This is a genomic window from Rhodococcus sp. Z6_132 (assembly GCF_058133635.1).
On sequence record NZ_JBYUNP010000002.1, the window covers coordinates 546,176 to 561,490 of the forward strand.

12 protein-coding genes are annotated in these 15,315 nt (G+C 72.1%); 3 read left to right on the forward strand and 9 right to left on the reverse strand.

The window, feature by feature from the left end:
* Positions 1–41: 41 nt before the first annotated feature.
* Entirely contained in the window at positions 42–1,148 is a 1,107-nt protein-coding gene (locus AC3YO9_RS09205) for a DUF4192 domain-containing protein (protein ID WP_489982938.1), read from the forward strand.
* On the opposite strand, the gene galE is transcribed toward AC3YO9_RS09205, so the two are convergent.
* Both galE and AC3YO9_RS09215 read right to left on the reverse strand, forming a co-directional pair.
* Positions 1,114–2,085, reverse strand: coding sequence for a UDP-glucose 4-epimerase GalE (gene galE, locus AC3YO9_RS09210; RefSeq protein WP_489982939.1), 972 nt, complete (start codon positions 2,083–2,085; stop codon positions 1,114–1,116). The genes AC3YO9_RS09205 and galE overlap by 35 nt on opposite strands.
* A 99-nt stretch (positions 2,086–2,184) precedes the next feature.
* Complete coding sequence (locus AC3YO9_RS09215; RefSeq protein ID WP_127784814.1) at positions 2,185–2,895, reverse strand: iron-dependent transcriptional repressor DtxR; 711 nt, start codon at positions 2,893–2,895, stop codon at positions 2,185–2,187.
* Positions 2,896–3,020: 125 nt separating this feature from the next.
* Between AC3YO9_RS09215 and AC3YO9_RS09220 the strand changes: the two genes are divergently transcribed.
* Together AC3YO9_RS09220 and AC3YO9_RS09225 are read left to right on the forward strand one after the other, a co-directional pair.
* Entirely contained in the window at positions 3,021–4,217 is a 1,197-nt protein-coding gene (locus tag AC3YO9_RS09220; RefSeq protein WP_127783345.1) for an acetoin utilization protein AcuC, read from the forward strand.
* Between the two features lie 36 nt (positions 4,218–4,253).
* Positions 4,254–6,950 carry a bifunctional acetate--CoA ligase family protein/GNAT family N-acetyltransferase gene (locus AC3YO9_RS09225; protein WP_489982940.1) on the forward strand — a complete coding sequence of 899 codons (2,697 nt, stop codon included), beginning with the start codon at positions 4,254–4,256 and terminating at the stop codon, positions 6,948–6,950.
* A gap of 34 nt (positions 6,951–6,984) precedes the next feature.
* Here AC3YO9_RS09225 and AC3YO9_RS09230 read toward each other — a convergent pair whose 3' ends face one another.
* The 7 genes from AC3YO9_RS09230 to AC3YO9_RS09260 all read right to left on the reverse strand — a co-directional run bounded on the left by AC3YO9_RS09230 (position 6,985) and on the right by AC3YO9_RS09260 (position 15,303).
* Positions 6,985–8,631, reverse strand: coding sequence for a fumarate hydratase (locus AC3YO9_RS09230; RefSeq protein ID WP_489982941.1), 1,647 nt, complete (start codon positions 8,629–8,631; stop codon positions 6,985–6,987).
* 101 nt (positions 8,632–8,732) lie between these two features.
* Positions 8,733–9,713, reverse strand: a complete 981-nt coding sequence (locus AC3YO9_RS09235; RefSeq protein ID WP_489982942.1) for a sigma-70 family RNA polymerase sigma factor — start codon at positions 9,711–9,713, stop codon at positions 8,733–8,735.
* A 191-nt stretch (positions 9,714–9,904) separates the two neighbouring features.
* Positions 9,905–10,330, reverse strand: a complete 426-nt coding sequence (gene dtd / locus AC3YO9_RS09240; protein WP_489982943.1) for a D-aminoacyl-tRNA deacylase — start codon at positions 10,328–10,330, stop codon at positions 9,905–9,907.
* Positions 10,331–10,346: 16 nt separating this feature from the next.
* Complete coding sequence (locus AC3YO9_RS09245; RefSeq protein WP_127783340.1) at positions 10,347–11,234, reverse strand: carbohydrate ABC transporter permease; 888 nt, start codon at positions 11,232–11,234, stop codon at positions 10,347–10,349.
* The gene (locus AC3YO9_RS09250) at positions 11,231–12,625 is read right to left on the reverse strand and encodes a carbohydrate ABC transporter permease (RefSeq protein ID WP_127783339.1); all 1,395 of its coding nucleotides are present in this window, start codon (positions 12,623–12,625) and stop codon (positions 11,231–11,233) included. Before AC3YO9_RS09250 ends, AC3YO9_RS09245 begins: the two co-directional genes overlap by 4 nt.
* A gap of 63 nt (positions 12,626–12,688) precedes the next feature.
* Positions 12,689–14,050, reverse strand: a complete 1,362-nt coding sequence (locus tag AC3YO9_RS09255; RefSeq protein ID WP_489982944.1) for an ABC transporter substrate-binding protein — start codon at positions 14,048–14,050, stop codon at positions 12,689–12,691.
* Complete coding sequence (locus AC3YO9_RS09260) at positions 14,047–15,303, reverse strand: ABC transporter ATP-binding protein (protein ID WP_127783337.1); 1,257 nt, start codon at positions 15,301–15,303, stop codon at positions 14,047–14,049. The genes AC3YO9_RS09255 and AC3YO9_RS09260 overlap by 4 nt, the downstream gene beginning before the upstream one ends.
* Between the last annotated feature and the right edge of the window lie 12 nt (positions 15,304–15,315).

Consider the following 15,315-nt stretch of genomic DNA (forward strand, 5'->3'; position numbering starts at 1 on the left):
GGTGGCCGTTGCCCGTCGTGCCCGGGCGGCAGGGTCACGCCATGACCACCTCAGCCGACTCGCCCCCGAGCACCATCTGCATCGCCGAGCCAGGCGAGCTGATCGCCTCGCTGCCCGCCCTGCTGGGCTTCGTGCCCCAGCGCTCACTGGTCCTGCTCTGCCTGGAGGGGCCCACCGGCGCCCGGGTGGGACTGGTGATGCGGGTGGACCTGCCGCACCCGCACCAGGCCGAGCCGGGGCACGTCCCGGCGCTCGCCGAGGAGCTGTCGGTGCAGTGCGCCCGGCGCGGCACGGTGGCGGTGATCCTGGTGGTGGTCGACGACCGGTCCCGGCGCCCGGACGCCCACGCCGACCTCCTGGCTGAGTTGGTGCCCGCCTGTGAGGCGGTGGGCACGGCGGTGCTGGGGGTGCACGGCGTGGCGGTCGTCGCTGCCGGTGCACCGTGGTGGAGCCGGGACCGGGTGTCCGGCGGTGTCGATGGCCGGTGGCGAACGGATGCCGGTGTGCTGCCCGACCCGCAGAGCTGCCCGGCCGCCGCCGCGCACGTGGCGCACGGGCGGGTGATCCACGGGGGCCGCGACGAGCTGGACGCGCTGCTGGGTGGTGGCGACGCCGACGAGTGCCGGCGGTGCGCCCAGCTGGTCGACCGGGCGCTGGAGGAGTCGCTGCAGGCGCGGGAGACCCGCGGTCAGCGCGCGGTGCGGGAGGACCTGGAGCGGGTGCTGGCCGCGGCGGCCCGCACCGAGGACGGTGCCGCGGTGGACGCCGACGAGGCCGCCCGGCTGGGGGTGGCGCTGGCGGACCCGCTGGTGCGCGACGCCTGCTTCGCCCTGGCGGTGGGCGAGCACGCCGCGGCGGCGGAGTCGCTGTGGCTGCAGCTGTGCCGGCTGCTGCCCGCGCCGGAGAAGGCGGAGCCGGCGGTGCTGGTCGCCTACGGCTGCTACGTGCGCGGCGAGGGCCCGCTGGCGGGGATCGCCCTGCGCGCGGCGCTGGAGGCTGACCCCGGACACCGCATGGCGGGGCTGCTGGAGGCCGCCCTGGCCGGTGGTCTGCGCCCGGAGGCGGTGCGCGAGCTGGCCGACACCGCGATCGAGGTCGCCGCCGACCTCGGGGTCACGCTCCCGGCTGGGCCGTCCGCTGCTGGATGAGGGACCACGCGTCGGCCACGATGGTGTCCAGCTCGGGCCGCGACGGCTTCCAGCCGAGCTCGGCGGCCGCCCGGGCGCTGGAGGCCACCAGCACGGCCGGGTCGCCGGCGCGACGTGCAGCCACCTGCGCGGGGATGGGGTGGCCGGTCACCCGGCGGCAGGCCTCGATGACCTCCAGCACGGAGAAACCGGCGCCGGTGCCCAGGTTGTAGATGCTGTGCCGCCCCGCCTCGGCGTGCTCCAGCGCCAGCAGGTGCGCCTCGGCGAGGTCGCGCACGTGGATGTAGTCGCGCAGGCAGGTGCCGTCCGCGGTCGGCCAGTCGTCGCCGTAGACGGTGATGTGCTCGCGATCGCCGCTGGCCACCTGCAGCACCAGCGGGATCAGGTGCGTCTCCACGGTGTGCCGCTCGCCGTAGCCGCCGTGGGCGCCGGCCACGTTGAAGTAGCGCAGGCTCACCGCCGCCAGGCCGTGGGCGTTGGCGTAGGAGGTGATGGCGTGGTCGATCGCCAGCTTGCTCGCGCCGTAGGGGTTGGTGGGCCGGGTGGGCGCGTCCTCGGTGATCGGGTTGGTCTCGGGCTCGCCGTAGGTGGCAGCGGTGGAGGAGAACACCAGCCGCGGCACACCGGTGGCCCGCACCGCCTCCAGCAGCTGCAGGCTGGTCACCACGTTGCCGAACCAGTACAGCTCGGGGCGCTCCACCGACTCGCCGACCAGCGACTTGGCGGCGAAGTGCAGCACGCCGTCCATGCCCTCGGCCAGCAGCGCGTGGGCGTCGGTGGCCACGTCGCCCTCCACGAAGCGGGCGGCGGGGGAGACCGCGTCGCGGTGCCCGGTGGAGAGGTTGTCCAGCACGGTGACGTCGTGACCGCGCTCCACCAGCAGGTCGGTGCACACGCTGCCGACGTAGCCGGCCCCTCCGGTGACGAGCAGCTTCACGACGACCTCTTCCTGGTGGGACGGGCGGGCTTGCGGTTCCTGGCGTGGCTGGGTGGCCCCGCCGGTGCCCCGGCGGCGAGCGGCGTCGCGGCGTGCGGGCTAGCTGGCGGCCGGAGCCGCCGCGTCGACCAGCTCCACCTGGACGGCGTGCGCCATCTCGGTGGGCAGGTGGGCGGTGGTGTGCCCGGTGACGGTGATCTCCACCCCGGTGCGGGTGCGCTCCACGGTGACCCGGGCGTCGGGCACCACGCCGGCCTGGCGCAGCTGGGCCATCACCCCGGCGTCGGTCTGCACGTGCTCGGAGATGCGGCGCACCACCACGGCGACCGGGGCCTTGCCCGCGGCGTCGGTGAGCCGGACCAGCGTGGCGCCGTTGACGGGGCTCGGGGTGCCTCCGAGGTCGGCCAGGCCGGGGATCGGGTTGCCGTAGGGGGAGGTCGTGGGGTGGTCGAGCACCTCCACCAGGCGGCGCTCCACGCCCTCGCTCATCACGTGCTCCCAGCGGCAGGCCTCGGCGTGCACCTCTTCCCAGGCGAGCCCGATGACGTCCACCAGCAGTCGCTCGGCCAGCCGGTGCTTGCGCATCACCGCGATAGCCACGGCACGGCCCTCGGGCGTCAGCTCCAGGTGACGGTCCTGGGCCACGGCGAGCAGGCCGTCCCGCTCCATGCGCGCCACGGTCTGGCTCACGGTCGGGCCACTCTGCTCCAGGCGCTCGGCAATGCGGGCGCGCAGCGGGGTGACGCCCTCTTCCTCGAGCTCGTAGATGGTCCGCAGGTACATTTCCGTGGTGTCGACCAGGTCGTTCACGCTCACACCCCTTCGTTGTCCACGAGTATATGTACCGGGGTGGTCATCCGACGAAGGCTGTGGCGAGACGCTCGCCCGGCACGCCGCGATCCCGCTGGCGGCTGCCAGACAGTAGCGTCGCCGGCATGAGCCAGGCGCCAGCTGCAGTCGTGTGGACCAGTGACTACCTCAGCTACAAGCTGAGCGAGGACCACCCGCTCGACCCCATCCGACTGGACCTGACCATGCGGCTGTCCCGCGGGCTGGGTCTGTTGGACGGGGTGGAGACCATCCGGCCGCAGGCGGCCACCGACGACGACCTGCTGCGCATCCACACCCCGGCCTACCTGGCGGCGGTCAAGGGCGCGCCCACCCAGCTGCAGGCGGTCAACCATGGCCTGGGCACCGAGGACAACCCCATCTTCGAGCACATGCACGAGTCCAGCGCGCTGCTCACCGGCGGCTCGCTGGCCGCCGCGCGGGAGATCGCCGCCGGCCGCACGCGCCGGGCGGTCTCCCTCGGCGGCGGCCTGCACCACGCCATGGCCGACGCAGCCTCCGGGTTCTGCGTCTACAACGACCCCGCCATCGCCATCTCCTGGCTGCTCGACCACGGCTACGACCGCATCGCCTACGTGGACGTGGACGTCCACCACGGCGACGGGGTGCAGGCGGCGTTCGTGCACGACCCGCGGGTGCTCACCCTGTCCCTGCACCAGCACCCCGCCACGCTGTGGCCCGGCACCGGCTGGCCCCAGGAGGTCGGCCGGGGCGAGGCGGCCGGCAGCACCGTCAACCTGCCGCTGATGCCCGGCACCGACGACCAGTCGTGGCTGCGGGCCTTCCACGCCGTCGTTCCCGGGGTGCTGCGCGCCTTCCGCCCGCAGGTGCTGGTCACCCAGTGCGGGGTGGACACCCACCGCGAGGACCCGCTGGCTGACCTGCGCCTGAGCGTGGACGGGCACCGGGCCATCTTCCAGGCGCTGCGGGCGCTGGCCGAGGAGACTGCGGAGGGGCGGTGGCTGGCGATGGGCGGCGGCGGCTACGGGCTGCTGCGGGTGGTGCCCCGCTCGTGGACGCACCTGCTCGCCGCGGTGCTCGACCGCGACGTCGCCGTGGAGCGGCAGGTGCCCGCAGACTGGACCGCCCACGTGGCCACGCTCTCGCCGCAGGTGCCGGTACCCACCACCATGGGTGACGGCACCGACGTCACCCACCAGCCCTGGGACGGCGTGGCTGCCAGCGGAGATCCAGCAACGACCAAGGTGGACACCATGATCCGCGACACGCGACGTGCGGTGTTCCCGCTTCTCGGGCTGGACCCGGAGGACCCTCGAGACTGAGATCGCGGGACCGAGCAGGGGGACTGAGGAGTAAGGATGTCCACCATGGATGACAAGGTCGAGGTGGCCGAGGAGATCGACCCCTACCACTACCCCAAGCACTGGGAGGGTGACGCGCTGGCCTCCGACGGCGGCACGGTGCACCTGCGGCCGATGACCCCTGACCTGGCCGACGACCTGGTCCGCTTCCACAGCCAGCTCTCCGAGCGCACCCGCTACCTGCGCTACTTCGGTCCGTACCCCACCATGTCGGCCCGCGACCTGGCCCGCTTCTCCACCGTCGACCACCACGACCGGGTGGCGTTCGTGGTGCTGCTGGGCGGGGAGATCATCGCCGTGGGCCGCTACGAGCGGCTCACCAACGTCGGCGACGGGCACTCCGCCGAGGTGGCCTTCGTGGTGGCCGACGCCCACCAGGGCCGCGGGCTGGGGTCGGTGCTGCTGGAGCACCTCGCCGCGGCGGCGGCCGAGTGCGGCATCCGCACGTTCGTGGCGGAGGTGCTGTCGGAGAACCGCAGCATGCTCGGCGTGTTCAAGCAGGCCGGCTACCAGATCAAGCGCTCCTTCGACGGTGGTGTGCTGCACCTGGAGTTCGCCGTCGACCCCTCCGAGGCCCTGCTCACCGTGCGCAACTTCCGCGAGCGCGCCTCGGAGGCCCGCAGCGTGCACAACGTGCTGCACCCGTCCTCGGTCGCGGTCATCGGCGCCTCCACCGACCGGTTCAAGGTGGGCCACGCGGTGCTGGTGAACCTGCTGCGGGCGGGGTTCACCGGGCCGGTGTACCCGGTCAACGCGGAGAACCGCTCCGTGCAGGGCATCCGCGCCTACGCCGCGGTCTCCGACATCCCCGACCCGGTGGACCTGGCGGTGGTGGCGGTGCCCGCCAGCGGGGTGGAGGCCGTGCTCGACGACTGCCTGGCCAAGGGCGTCAAGGCGCTGGTGGTGATCTCCGCCGGCTTCAGCGAGGCTGGGCCCGAGGGCCTGGCCGCCGAGCGACGCATGGTGGAGGCTGCCCGCGCCCACGGCATGCGGGTGGTCGGCCCCAGCGCCCTCGGCGTGGCCAACACCGACCCCGAGGTGGCGCTCAACGCCACCCTGGCCCCGGTGCTGCCGCCGGCCGGGCGGGTGGGCTTCTTCTGCCAGTCTGGCGCCCTGGGCATCGCCATCCTCGCCGCCGCCGCCGAGCGCGGCCTGGGGTTGTCCACCTTCGTCTCGGCCGGCAACCGCGCCGACATCTCCGGCAACGACCTGCTGCAGTACTGGGACTCCGACCCGGCCACCGACGTGGTGCTGCTGTACCTGGAGAGCTTCGGCAACCCGCGCAAGTTCTCCCGGCTGGCCCGGCGCCTGGCCCGCAACAAGCCGGTGATCGTGGTCAAGAGCGGCCGCCACGCGGTGCCCGCCGGCCTGGCGGCCACCAGCGTGGAGGTGGACGAGGCGAGCGTGCAGGCGCTCTTCGAGGAGGCCGGCGTCATCCGGGTGGAGTCCATCGCCCAGCTCTTCGACTGCGCCCTGCTGCTCGCCTACCAACCGCTGCCGGCGGGTCCGCGGGTGGCCGTGGTGGGCAACTCCACGGCGCTGGGCGTGCTGGGCGCCGACGCCGCCCGCAGCCGCGGGCTCACCGTGGTGGGCGACCCGGTGGACGTGGGCGCCAGCGCCACCCCGCAGGAGTTCGCCAAGGCCGTGGGCGACGCGCTGGCCGCCGACGACGTGGACGCGCTGATCGCGGTGTTCGTGCCGCCGGTGGCCATCCCCGGCACCGAGTTCGCCACCGCCCTGCGGGAGACGCTGGCCGGCTCGCACAAGCCGGTGGTCACCACCTTCCTCGCCGCCGAGGGCATCCCGGACTCCCTGGCCGTGCTCGGCGCGGACGGGCAGCCCGCGCGCGGCTCGGTGCCCTCCTACCCCGGCCCGGAGCGGGCGGCGCTGGCGCTGTCGCGGGCGGTGCGCTACGCCCAGTGGCGCGAGCGCCCCGGCCCGGACCCGGAGCCGCTGGCCCACCCTGAGCTGGTGGACGTGGCCCGGGCCCGTGAGCTGGTGCAGGGCTGGCTGGCCGACGCCCCGGAGGGGCGCTGGCTCACCGACGACGAGGCCGCGGCGCTGCTGGACACCTACGGGGTGGAGGTGGCGGCCTTCCGGGTCGCCCACGACGCCGACCAGGCCGTCGCCGCCGCGCACGAGCTGGGCTTCCCGGTGGCGGTCAAGGCGATGGGGGAGCAGTGGCGCGACCGCTCCGACCTCATCGGGGTGCGCCTGGACGTGAGCAGCGACGACGCGGTGCGCATCGCCTACGACGACCTGCGGGAGGTGTCCGGCAACAGCTCGGTGTACGTGCAGCAGATGGCGGGCAAGGGCATCAACTGCACGGTGGCGGTGCAGGACGACCCGTCGTTCGGGTCGCTGATCTCCTTCGGCCTGTCCGGGGTGATCTCCGACCTGCTGGGCGACCGCGCGTACCGGGTGCTGCCCTTGACCTCGCCGGAGGAGCTGATCCGCGCGCCCAAGGCTGCGCCGCTGCTCACCGGCTACCGGGGCAGCGAGCCCGCGGACCTGGACTCCCTGGCCCTCGTGGTGGGCCAGGTGGCCGCGCTGGCCGAGCACGTCAGCCAGATCCGCGAGCTCTCCTGCGGCCCGATCCTGGCCTCGCCGGACGGCGCGTCGGTGACCGCGGCCCGGGTGCGCATCGGACCGGAGCCGACGCGGGCCGACCTGGGCCCGCGCCGGCTGCGCTAGGGATCCGGTGCTGGGCTAGCGGCGCGCTGCTGGGCTAGCGGCGGAAGCTGATCTGCAGGGTGGGCTGGGAGGTGCCGGCGAAGAAGTCGTTGCCCTTGTCGTCCACCACGATGAACGCGGGGAAGTCCTGCACCTCGATCTTCCACACCGCCTCCATGCCCAGCTCGGGGTACTCCAGCACCTCCACCGAGGTGATGCAGTCCTGGGCGAGGCGGGCGGCCGGACCACCGATGGAGCCCAGGTAGAACCCGCCGTGGGTGGAGCAGGCCTCGGTGACCTGCTTGCTGCGGTTGCCCTTGGCCAGCATCACCATGGACCCGCCGGCGGCCTGGAACTGCGCCACGTAGGCGTCCATCCGGCCCGCGGTGGTGGGGCCGAAGGACCCGGAGGCGTAGCCCTCGGGCGTCTTGGCCGGGCCGGCGTAGTACACCGGGTGGTCGCGCAGGTACTGCGGCATGGGCTCGCCGGCCTCCAGCCGCTCGGCGATCTTGGCGTGCGCGATGTCCCGGGCCACCACCAGCGGGCCGGTCAGCGACAGCCGGGTCTTCACCGGCAGGGCGCTCAGCGTCGCCTGGATCTCCGACATGGGGCGGGTGAGGTCGATCTGCACGACCTCGTCGGAGAGGTCCTCGTCGGTCACCTCGGGCAGGAACTGCGCGGGGTCGCGCTCCAGCTGCTCCAGGAAGATGCCGTCGGCGGTGATCTTGGCCTTGGCCTGGCGGTCGGCCGAGCAGCTCACGGCCAGGCCGATGGGCAGCGAGGCGCCGTGGCGGGGCAGCCGGATCACCCGGACGTCGTGGCAGAAGTACTTGCCGCCGAACTGGGCGCCGATGCCGAACTGGCGGGTCATCTCCAGCACCTGCTCCTCCAGGTCGGTGTCCCGGAAGGCGTGCCCGGCCGCAGAGCCCTCGGTGGGCAGGGTGTCCAGGTAGCGCGCCGACGCCAGCTTGGCCACCTTGAGGTTCTGCTCGGCCGACAGCCCACCGACGACGATGGCCAGGTGGTAGGGCGGGCACGCCGCGGTGCCCAGCGAGCGCAGCTTCTCGTCCAGGAACATGGCCAGGCGGCGCGGGTTGAGCACCGCCTTGGTCTCCTGGTAGAGGAACGTCTTGTTGGCGCTGCCACCGCCCTTGGCCATCACCAGGAAGTGGTAGGCGTCGCCGTCGACGGCGTTGAGGTCGATCTGGGCGGGCAGGTTGGTGCCGGTGTTGCGCTCCTCCCACATGGTCAGCGGGGCCATCTGCGAGTAGCGCAGGTTCAGCTCGGCGTAGGCCTGCCGGATGCCCTCCGACAGCGCGGCCTCGTCCCCACCGCCGGTGAGCACCCGCTCACCCTTCTTGCCCATCACGATGGCGGTGCCGGTGTCCTGGCACATCGGCAGCACCTTGCCCGCGGCGACGCAGGCGTTGCGCAGCAGGTCCATGGCCACGAAGCGGTCGTTGCCGCTGGCCTCCGGGTCGTCCACGATGGCGCGCAGCTGCTTGAGGTGGCTGGTGCGCAGCAGGTGCTGGATGTCGGTGATGGCCGCCTTGGCCAGGGTGGTCAGCGCCTCCGGGGACACCTGCAGGAACGAGCCCAGCTCGGTGTCCACCCGGCGCACCCCCTCGGTGCTGACGAGGCGGTACTCGGTGCCGTCGTCGGTGAGGGGCAGCAGCTCGGTGAAGGGGGGCACGCTCGTCATGGACAGGCACGCTACCGGAGCGGCGGAGGCCTCCCGCACGGCCACGGACGGCCGACGAGGCCAGGGCCCGTGCGGGTCCCGGCCTCGTCGGGCCGTGCTGGCTAGCTGGCGTAGGAGCGCAGCCGCTCCGCGCGGTCGCCGGCACGCAGCTTGCCCATCACCTCGCGCTCGATCTGGCGGACCCGCTCCCGGGAGAGTCCGAAGAGCTTGCCGATCTGGTCCAGGGTGCGGGGCTGTCCGTCGTCCAGGCCGAAGCGCAGCCGGATGACCTGCTGCTCGCGCTCGTCCAGGGTGGCGAGCACCGAGAAGATGTCGGAGTGCAGCAGTCCGGAGATCACCGCGCTCTCCGCGTCGGTGGCGTCGGCGTCCTCGATGAAGTCTCCCAGCGGGGCCTCCTCGTCGCTGCCCACCGGCATGTCCAGGCTCACCGGGTCCCGGCTGTGGTCGAGCAGGTCGGCGATCTTGTGCTCCGGGATGCCTGCCTCGGTGGCGAGCTCCTCGTCGGTGGCCTCCCGGCCCAGCTGCTGGTGCAGCTCCCGCTTGATCCGGGCGAGCTTGTTCACCTGCTCCACCAGGTGGACGGGCAGCCGGATGGTGCGGCTCTGGTCGGCCATGCCGCGGGTGATGGCCTGGCGGATCCACCAGGTGGCGTAGGTGGAGAACTTGAAGCCCTTGGCGTAGTCGAACTTCTCCATCGCCCGGATGAGGCCGAGGTTGCCCTCCTGGATCAGGTCGAGCAGGGGCATCCCGCGGCCGGTGTAGCGCTTGGCCAGCGAGACGACCAGCCGCAGGTTGGCCTCCAGCAGGCGCTGGCGGGCGGCGTGGCCCTCGCGGACCAGGGTGTTCAGGTCTCGCTTGCGGGCCGGGCTGATCTTGGTGCCCTCGCTGAGCAGGTGCTGGGCGTAGAGCCCGGCCTCGATGCGCTTCGACAGCTCCACCTCGTCAGCAGCGGTCAGCAGCGCGGTGCGTCCGATCCCGTTGAGGTACACGCGGACCAGGTCGGCTGCGGGGCTCTGGGCGTCCAGGTCGCCGTCGGACATGGACTTTGCGGTTCCCGTGGAGGTGGTGGTGGCAGATGTCATGGTGCGCCTCCGTGTCGTTGGTTCTCACTGACTTCAACGACGGGACGGCGGTGATTAGTTCCCTGTCTCACCGCGTCACACCCGCTGTGACCTGGGCAAACGCCCGCTCGGGCTGAGAAGTTCCTGAGAGTCCGATTGTGAGACGCACCGCGGCACGCGGACGATCTTTGCCGCCGCCGGGCGAACGTGCGTCAGCAGTCCACCAGCACCGTGAACGGGCCGTCGTTGACCGACGCCACCGCCATGTCGGCGCCGAAGCGACCCGTGGCGGCGGGCACCCCGCGCTGGGCCAGCTCGGCGAGCACCCGCTCGATCAGCGCGGTGGCGTGCTCGGGGGCGGCCGCGGCCGACCAGGACGGGCGCCGGCCCTTGCGGGTGTCGCCGTAGAGGGTGAACTGGCTGACCACCAGCACCCCGGCGCCGGTGTCGGCCACCGAGCGCTCCTCGCGCAGCAGGCGCAGCTCGGCGATCTTGCGGGCCATGGTGGCCGCTGCCGCGGGCTGGTCGTCCCTGGCGACGGCCAGCAGCACCAGCAGCCCCGGGCCCGTCAGCTCCGCCACCAGCTCGCCGTCCACGGTGACCGAGGCGCTGCTCACCCGGGAGATGACGGCGCGCACTCCTGGTCCCGCCCGGCTACTTGACCGAGCCCGCCATCACGCCCTGCACGAAGTACCGCTGGAAGGCGAAGAACACCCCGAGCGGGACGATGAGCGACAGGAACGCGCCGGGGGCCAGGATGTCGATGCTGGCGCCGAATGCCCGCATCTGGGAGGACAGCGCCACGGTGAGCGGCTGGGTGGAGGAGTCGGAGAACACCAGCGCCACCAGCAGGTCGTTCCACACCCAGAGGAACTGGAAGATGGCCAGCGAGGCGATGGCCGGCAGGCCCAGCGGCAGGATCACCGTGAGGAAGATGCGCAGCTCGCCGGCGCCGTCCATCCGCGCCGCCTCCAGCAGGTCCTTGGGGATGCCGGCGAAGTAGTTGCGGAACAGGAAGATGGCGAACGGCAGGCCGAACGCCACGTGGAAGACCACCAGGCCGGTGACCGAGCCGTAGATGCCTACCGTGCTGAACAGCTTGACCACCGGGATCAGCGCCACCTGGATGGGCACCACCAGCAGCGCGATGACGGCGATGAACAGCCAGTCGCGCCCGGGGAACTCCAGCCACGCGAAGGCGTAGCCGGCCAGGGCGCCGATGAGCACCACCAGCAGGGTGGACGGGACGGTGATCTTGACGGTGTTCAGGAAGGAGTCGGTGATCGCCGAGGTGGACAGCAGCGCCGAGTAGTTGTCGGCGGTGAGCTGGGCGGGGTGCAGCAGCGCCTGCCACCACCCGCCGGAGGAGTAGAACTCCTTGTTGCGCACCGACTGGACCAGCAGCCCGAAGGTGGGCAGCAGCCAGACCAGCGCGATGACGACCAGCACGATGGTGGCCGTGCCGCTGGTGAGCCGGGCGACGATGCGCTGGGGCAGCGTGCGCCCGCGGCCGGTGACGAGGTCGGTGCCTGCGGTGGTCAACTCTGCTCCGTTCGGAACCGGCGGATGTTGAACAGCATGGCGGGCAGCACCAGCAGCACCAGCGCGATGCCGATGGCGCTGGAGCTGCCGTAGCTGCCGTTGGCGTACAGGTTGTACATCTGCACGGCGAGCACGGTGGCGGCCGGACCGCTGCCGGTGCCCTGGGTCATCACGTAGACCAGGTCGAAGATCTTGAGCACGTTGATCACCAGCGTCACGAACACCACCATCAGCACCGGGGCCAGCAGCGGCGCGGTGACCCGGCGGAACACCTGCCACTCGGTGGCGCCGTCGATCCGGGCGGCCTCGAGCACGTCGCGGGGGATGGCGGCCAGCCCGGAGGCGATGAGGACCATGGCGAAGCCGGCCCACACCCACAGGTAGGCGATGAGGATGGCCGGGGTGATGAGGTCGGGCCCCAGCCAGTTCAGCCCACCGTAGGGCGCGGCGAAGTTGCTGGCCGGCAGGCGCAGCTGGTAGCTGCCCTCGGTGAGGGAGGGGAAGGAGAAGGTGCCGTCGGCGCTGACGGTGGCGGTCTCCACCACTGCGCCGTCGCGGACGGCCTGGATCTCCAGGCCCGGCAGGCCCAGCTCGCCGGAGTCGATGCTGCCCACGGTGCCGCCACCGCCGGCGGCGAAGTCGTTCCACACCGTGCCGTGCAGGCCCGCGCCGTTCGGGGCCGGTGCGGCCGGGGCCGCGTCGGCGGGTGGGTTGGCCACCGGCAGCCCCACCATTGGCAGCAGCACCGGGGTGCCGGCGGCGACGGCGGCGGTGGAGGTGTAGTCGCTTCCCTCCGCGCCCTCGAGCCCGGCGACCGGGCGAGGCTTGACGGTGGGGTAGGAGGCGGCCGGGCTGAACGTGTCGTGCACGCCCACCGCGACCGCGTTGGCCAGCCCACGGGTGGGCTGGTCGGAGTAGATCATCTGGAAGGTGATGCCCGAGGCCAGGAACGAGATGGCCATGGGCATGAACAGGATGAGCTTGAACGCGGTGCCCCAGCGGACCCGCTCGCTGAGCACCGCGAAGAGCAGGCCCACGATGGTGACCACCGTGGGCGCCACCACGATCCAGATGATGTTGTTCTTGACCGCGGTGAAGTTGTCCGGGTTGGTGAACAGGGCCGTGTAGTTGTCCAGCCCCACCCAGTCGCCCCAGCCGCCGCCGGCGTCGCTGAAGAAGCTGCGGGCCAGGGAGTAGCCGATCGGGTAGAGCAGGACCGCGGCGAGCAGCACCAGCGCCGGCCCCAGGAACGCGTAGGCCAGCCAGCGCCCCTCGCCGGGCGGGTGCGCCCGCTTGCCGCGCCCTGCGCCCCGAGACCGGGACGCAGGGACGACGTCTGGTTCCGCCCTGACGAGCACGTCAGCGCTCGTCGTCCCTGCGTCCTGGCTCATCGGTGCTCGTCCTGCCTCGTGATCGGATGTCCTGCCGGCTGGATCACCGGCAGCGGGGAGGAGCTACTTGTAGGCGGCCTTGGCTGCCGACTCCAGCTGGGCCTGGGCGGCGGCGACGTCACCGTTGCCCAGGAAGTCCTGCAGAGCCTTCCACTGCCCCTGGCCCTTGGTGCCGCCGAACGCCGAGGGCGTCTGGTCGGACATGTCGAAGCGGAACTTGTCACCGGCGGCGACGATGTCCGCCCCGACCTTGGCCAGGGTCTCGTTCGGGTAGTCCGACGCCTGCAGCGTCTTGTTGGCCGAGGCGAAGCCACTGCCCTCGCTGGACACCATGAGCTTGGCGGCGTCGGTGGAGGCCATGTACTGCAGGAACGCCTGCGCGGCGGGGTTGTCGGTGAAGGCCACCACCGCGTCACCGCCACCGACGACCGACTGCGGGGAGCCGTCGATCTCGGGGAACGGGAAGAACTTGGCGTCGGTGCCGACCTTGGCGGTGGGCACCTCCTGGCCGATCTGGGTGGCCACGAAACTGGCCTCGTAGACCATGGCCGAGGGGGCGTCGTTCTTGAAGGTGTTGGCCACCGACTGGGTGAAGCTGGTCTGCAGCGCGGTGGCCGGGTCACCGACCAGCGCCTTGTTGCCCCAGATCTTCTTCAGGGTCTCCAGCGCCTTGGTCACCGACGGGTCGGTCCACGGGATCTCGTGCTTGGTCAGCTTGTCGTAGCTGTCCAGGCCCGCGGTGCGGATGTAGACGTTCTCGAACCAGTCGGTCAGGGTCCAGCCGTCGCCACCGGCGACGGCGATCGGCACCTGGACGCCGGAGTCGGCCAGCGTCTGGGCGGTCTTCACCAGGTCGTCCCAGGTCTTCGGCTCGTCGGTGACGCCCGCGGTCTCGAAGGCCTTGGTGGAGTACCAGAAGGTGGACTTGTTGGAGGCGTCGGCGTAGACGCTGTAGAGCTTGCCGTCGACGCTGCCCAGCTCGGTCCACAGCGGGCTGTAGTTGGCGGCCACGGCCGCCTGCACCTGCGGGTTGGCGGGCTTGAGCTTGCCCTCCTTGGCGAACTTCTCCACCGTGCCGGGGGAGGCGATCACCGCGACGTCCGGCGGGGCGCCACCGGCGACCTTGGTCCCCAGGATGGTCGGCACGTCGTCGCCACCGGAGGTGTAGGTGCCCTTGGCGCCGGTCTTGGCGTTGAAGTCGTCGATCACCTTCTGGAAGGTGACCTGCTCGTCCTTGGTCCAGGGGCCCAGTATGGCGAACTCCTGGCCGTTGAGCTGCGGCAGCGCCGAGGCGCTGGAGGACGTGGTGGGGCTGGCCGACGACGAGCTGGAGGAGGACTCCTGGCTCGACGAGCACGCGGCGAGCAGCGCAGCCCCGGTGACGAGCGCTCCCAGCGCCAGGAATCTCTTGCGGTGCGATCTCATGCGATTTCCTCCCTAGTGTCGGCGCCGGGTCCGGGGTCGGGCTCGGCTGCCCAGATTCCGAGTCCGCTGCTCGGGTCGAAGAAGTGCAGGCGCTCGGTGTCGACGCGCACCGTCACCGGTGTGCCGACGCTGACGTCGCTGCGAGGGTTGAACCGGGCGACCATGGTGGCGGTTGCACCGTCGCGGCCCACGGAGGAGTCCCCACCGGGCAGCTCGTCGAGGTCGGCCAGGTCCGCGAGGTCGGCGACGGTGGCCGCGGACTCCGCGTCCAGGCCCAGGTGCACCACCAGGTCCGAGCCCAGCGGCTCGATGAGCTCGGCCACCACCTGCAGGGTCGCCTCGTCGGCACCGGGGCGCAGCGACGCGTCGTCCAGGTCCTCCGGCCGCACGCCCACCACCACCTTGCGGTCCACGTGCTCGGCCAGCGCCGGTCGCGCGGCGAGCACCGAGGCGGGCAGCGGCAGCGACTGCGAGCCCAGCTGCAGCTGCAGCGCGTCGTCGGCACCCCGGGAGAGGGTGCCCATCAGCAGGTTCATCGCGGGGGAGCCGATGAAGCCGGCCACGAAGATGTTGCGGGGGCGGTCGTAGAGCTCCTGGGGCGGGGCGATCTGCTGCAGCTCGCCCTTGCGCATGACCGCCACCCGGTGGCCCAGCGTCATCGCCTCGGTCTGGTCGTGGGTGACGTAGATGGTGGTCACGGCCAGGTCGCGCTGCAGCCGCGCGATCTCGGTGCGCATCTGCACCCGGAGCTTGGCGTCGAGGTTGGACAGCGGCTCGTCCATCAGGAACACCTGGGGCTCGCGCACGATCGCCCGGCCCATGGCCACCCGCTGGCGCTGGCCACCGGAGAGGTTGCGCGGCTTGCGGTCGAGGTAGTCGGTGAGGTCGAGGACCCGAGCCGCCTCCTCCACCCGCTTGCGGATCTCCGCCTTGGGCATCTTGCGCAGCTTCAGGCCGAACGCGATGTTGTCGCGCACCGACAGGTGCGGGTACAGCGCGTAGGACTGGAAGACCATGGCGACGTCGCGGTCGCGCGGCGGCACCGAGTTCACCACCCGGTCGCCGATGCGCAGCTCGCCCTCGCTGATGTTCTCCAGCCCGGCGACCATCCGCAGCGCCGTGGTCTTGCCACAGCCGGAGGGGCCGACGAAGACGATCAGCTCGCCGTCGGCGATGTCGATGGTGAGGTCGCGCACCGCACGGGTGCCGTCGTCGTAGACCTTGCCGATCCCCGACAGGGTGAGCCCAGCCATTCCGCAGCTCCT

Bases quoted from the DNA above. Each gene is read 5' to 3' on its own strand.
- AC3YO9_RS09205 (WP_489982938.1), top strand. From the start codon at position 42: ATGACCACCTCAGCCGACTCGCCCCCGAGCACCATCTGCATCGCCGAG.
- AC3YO9_RS09220 (WP_127783345.1), top strand. From the start codon at position 3,021: ATGAGCCAGGCGCCAGCTGCAGTCGTGTGGACCAGTGACTACCTCAGC.
- AC3YO9_RS09225 (WP_489982940.1), top strand. From the start codon at position 4,254: ATGTCCACCATGGATGACAAGGTCGAGGTGGCCGAGGAGATCGACCCC.
- AC3YO9_RS09230 (WP_489982941.1), bottom strand. From the start codon at position 8,631: ATGACGAGCGTGCCCCCCTTCACCGAGCTGCTGCCCCTCACCGACGAC.
- AC3YO9_RS09235 (WP_489982942.1), bottom strand. From the start codon at position 9,713: ATGACATCTGCCACCACCACCTCCACGGGAACCGCAAAGTCCATGTCC.
- AC3YO9_RS09250 (WP_127783339.1), bottom strand. From the start codon at position 12,625: ATGAGCCAGGACGCAGGGACGACGAGCGCTGACGTGCTCGTCAGGGCG.
- AC3YO9_RS09255 (WP_489982944.1), bottom strand. From the start codon at position 14,050: ATGAGATCGCACCGCAAGAGATTCCTGGCGCTGGGAGCGCTCGTCACC.
- AC3YO9_RS09260 (WP_127783337.1), bottom strand. From the start codon at position 15,303: ATGGCTGGGCTCACCCTGTCGGGGATCGGCAAGGTCTACGACGACGGC.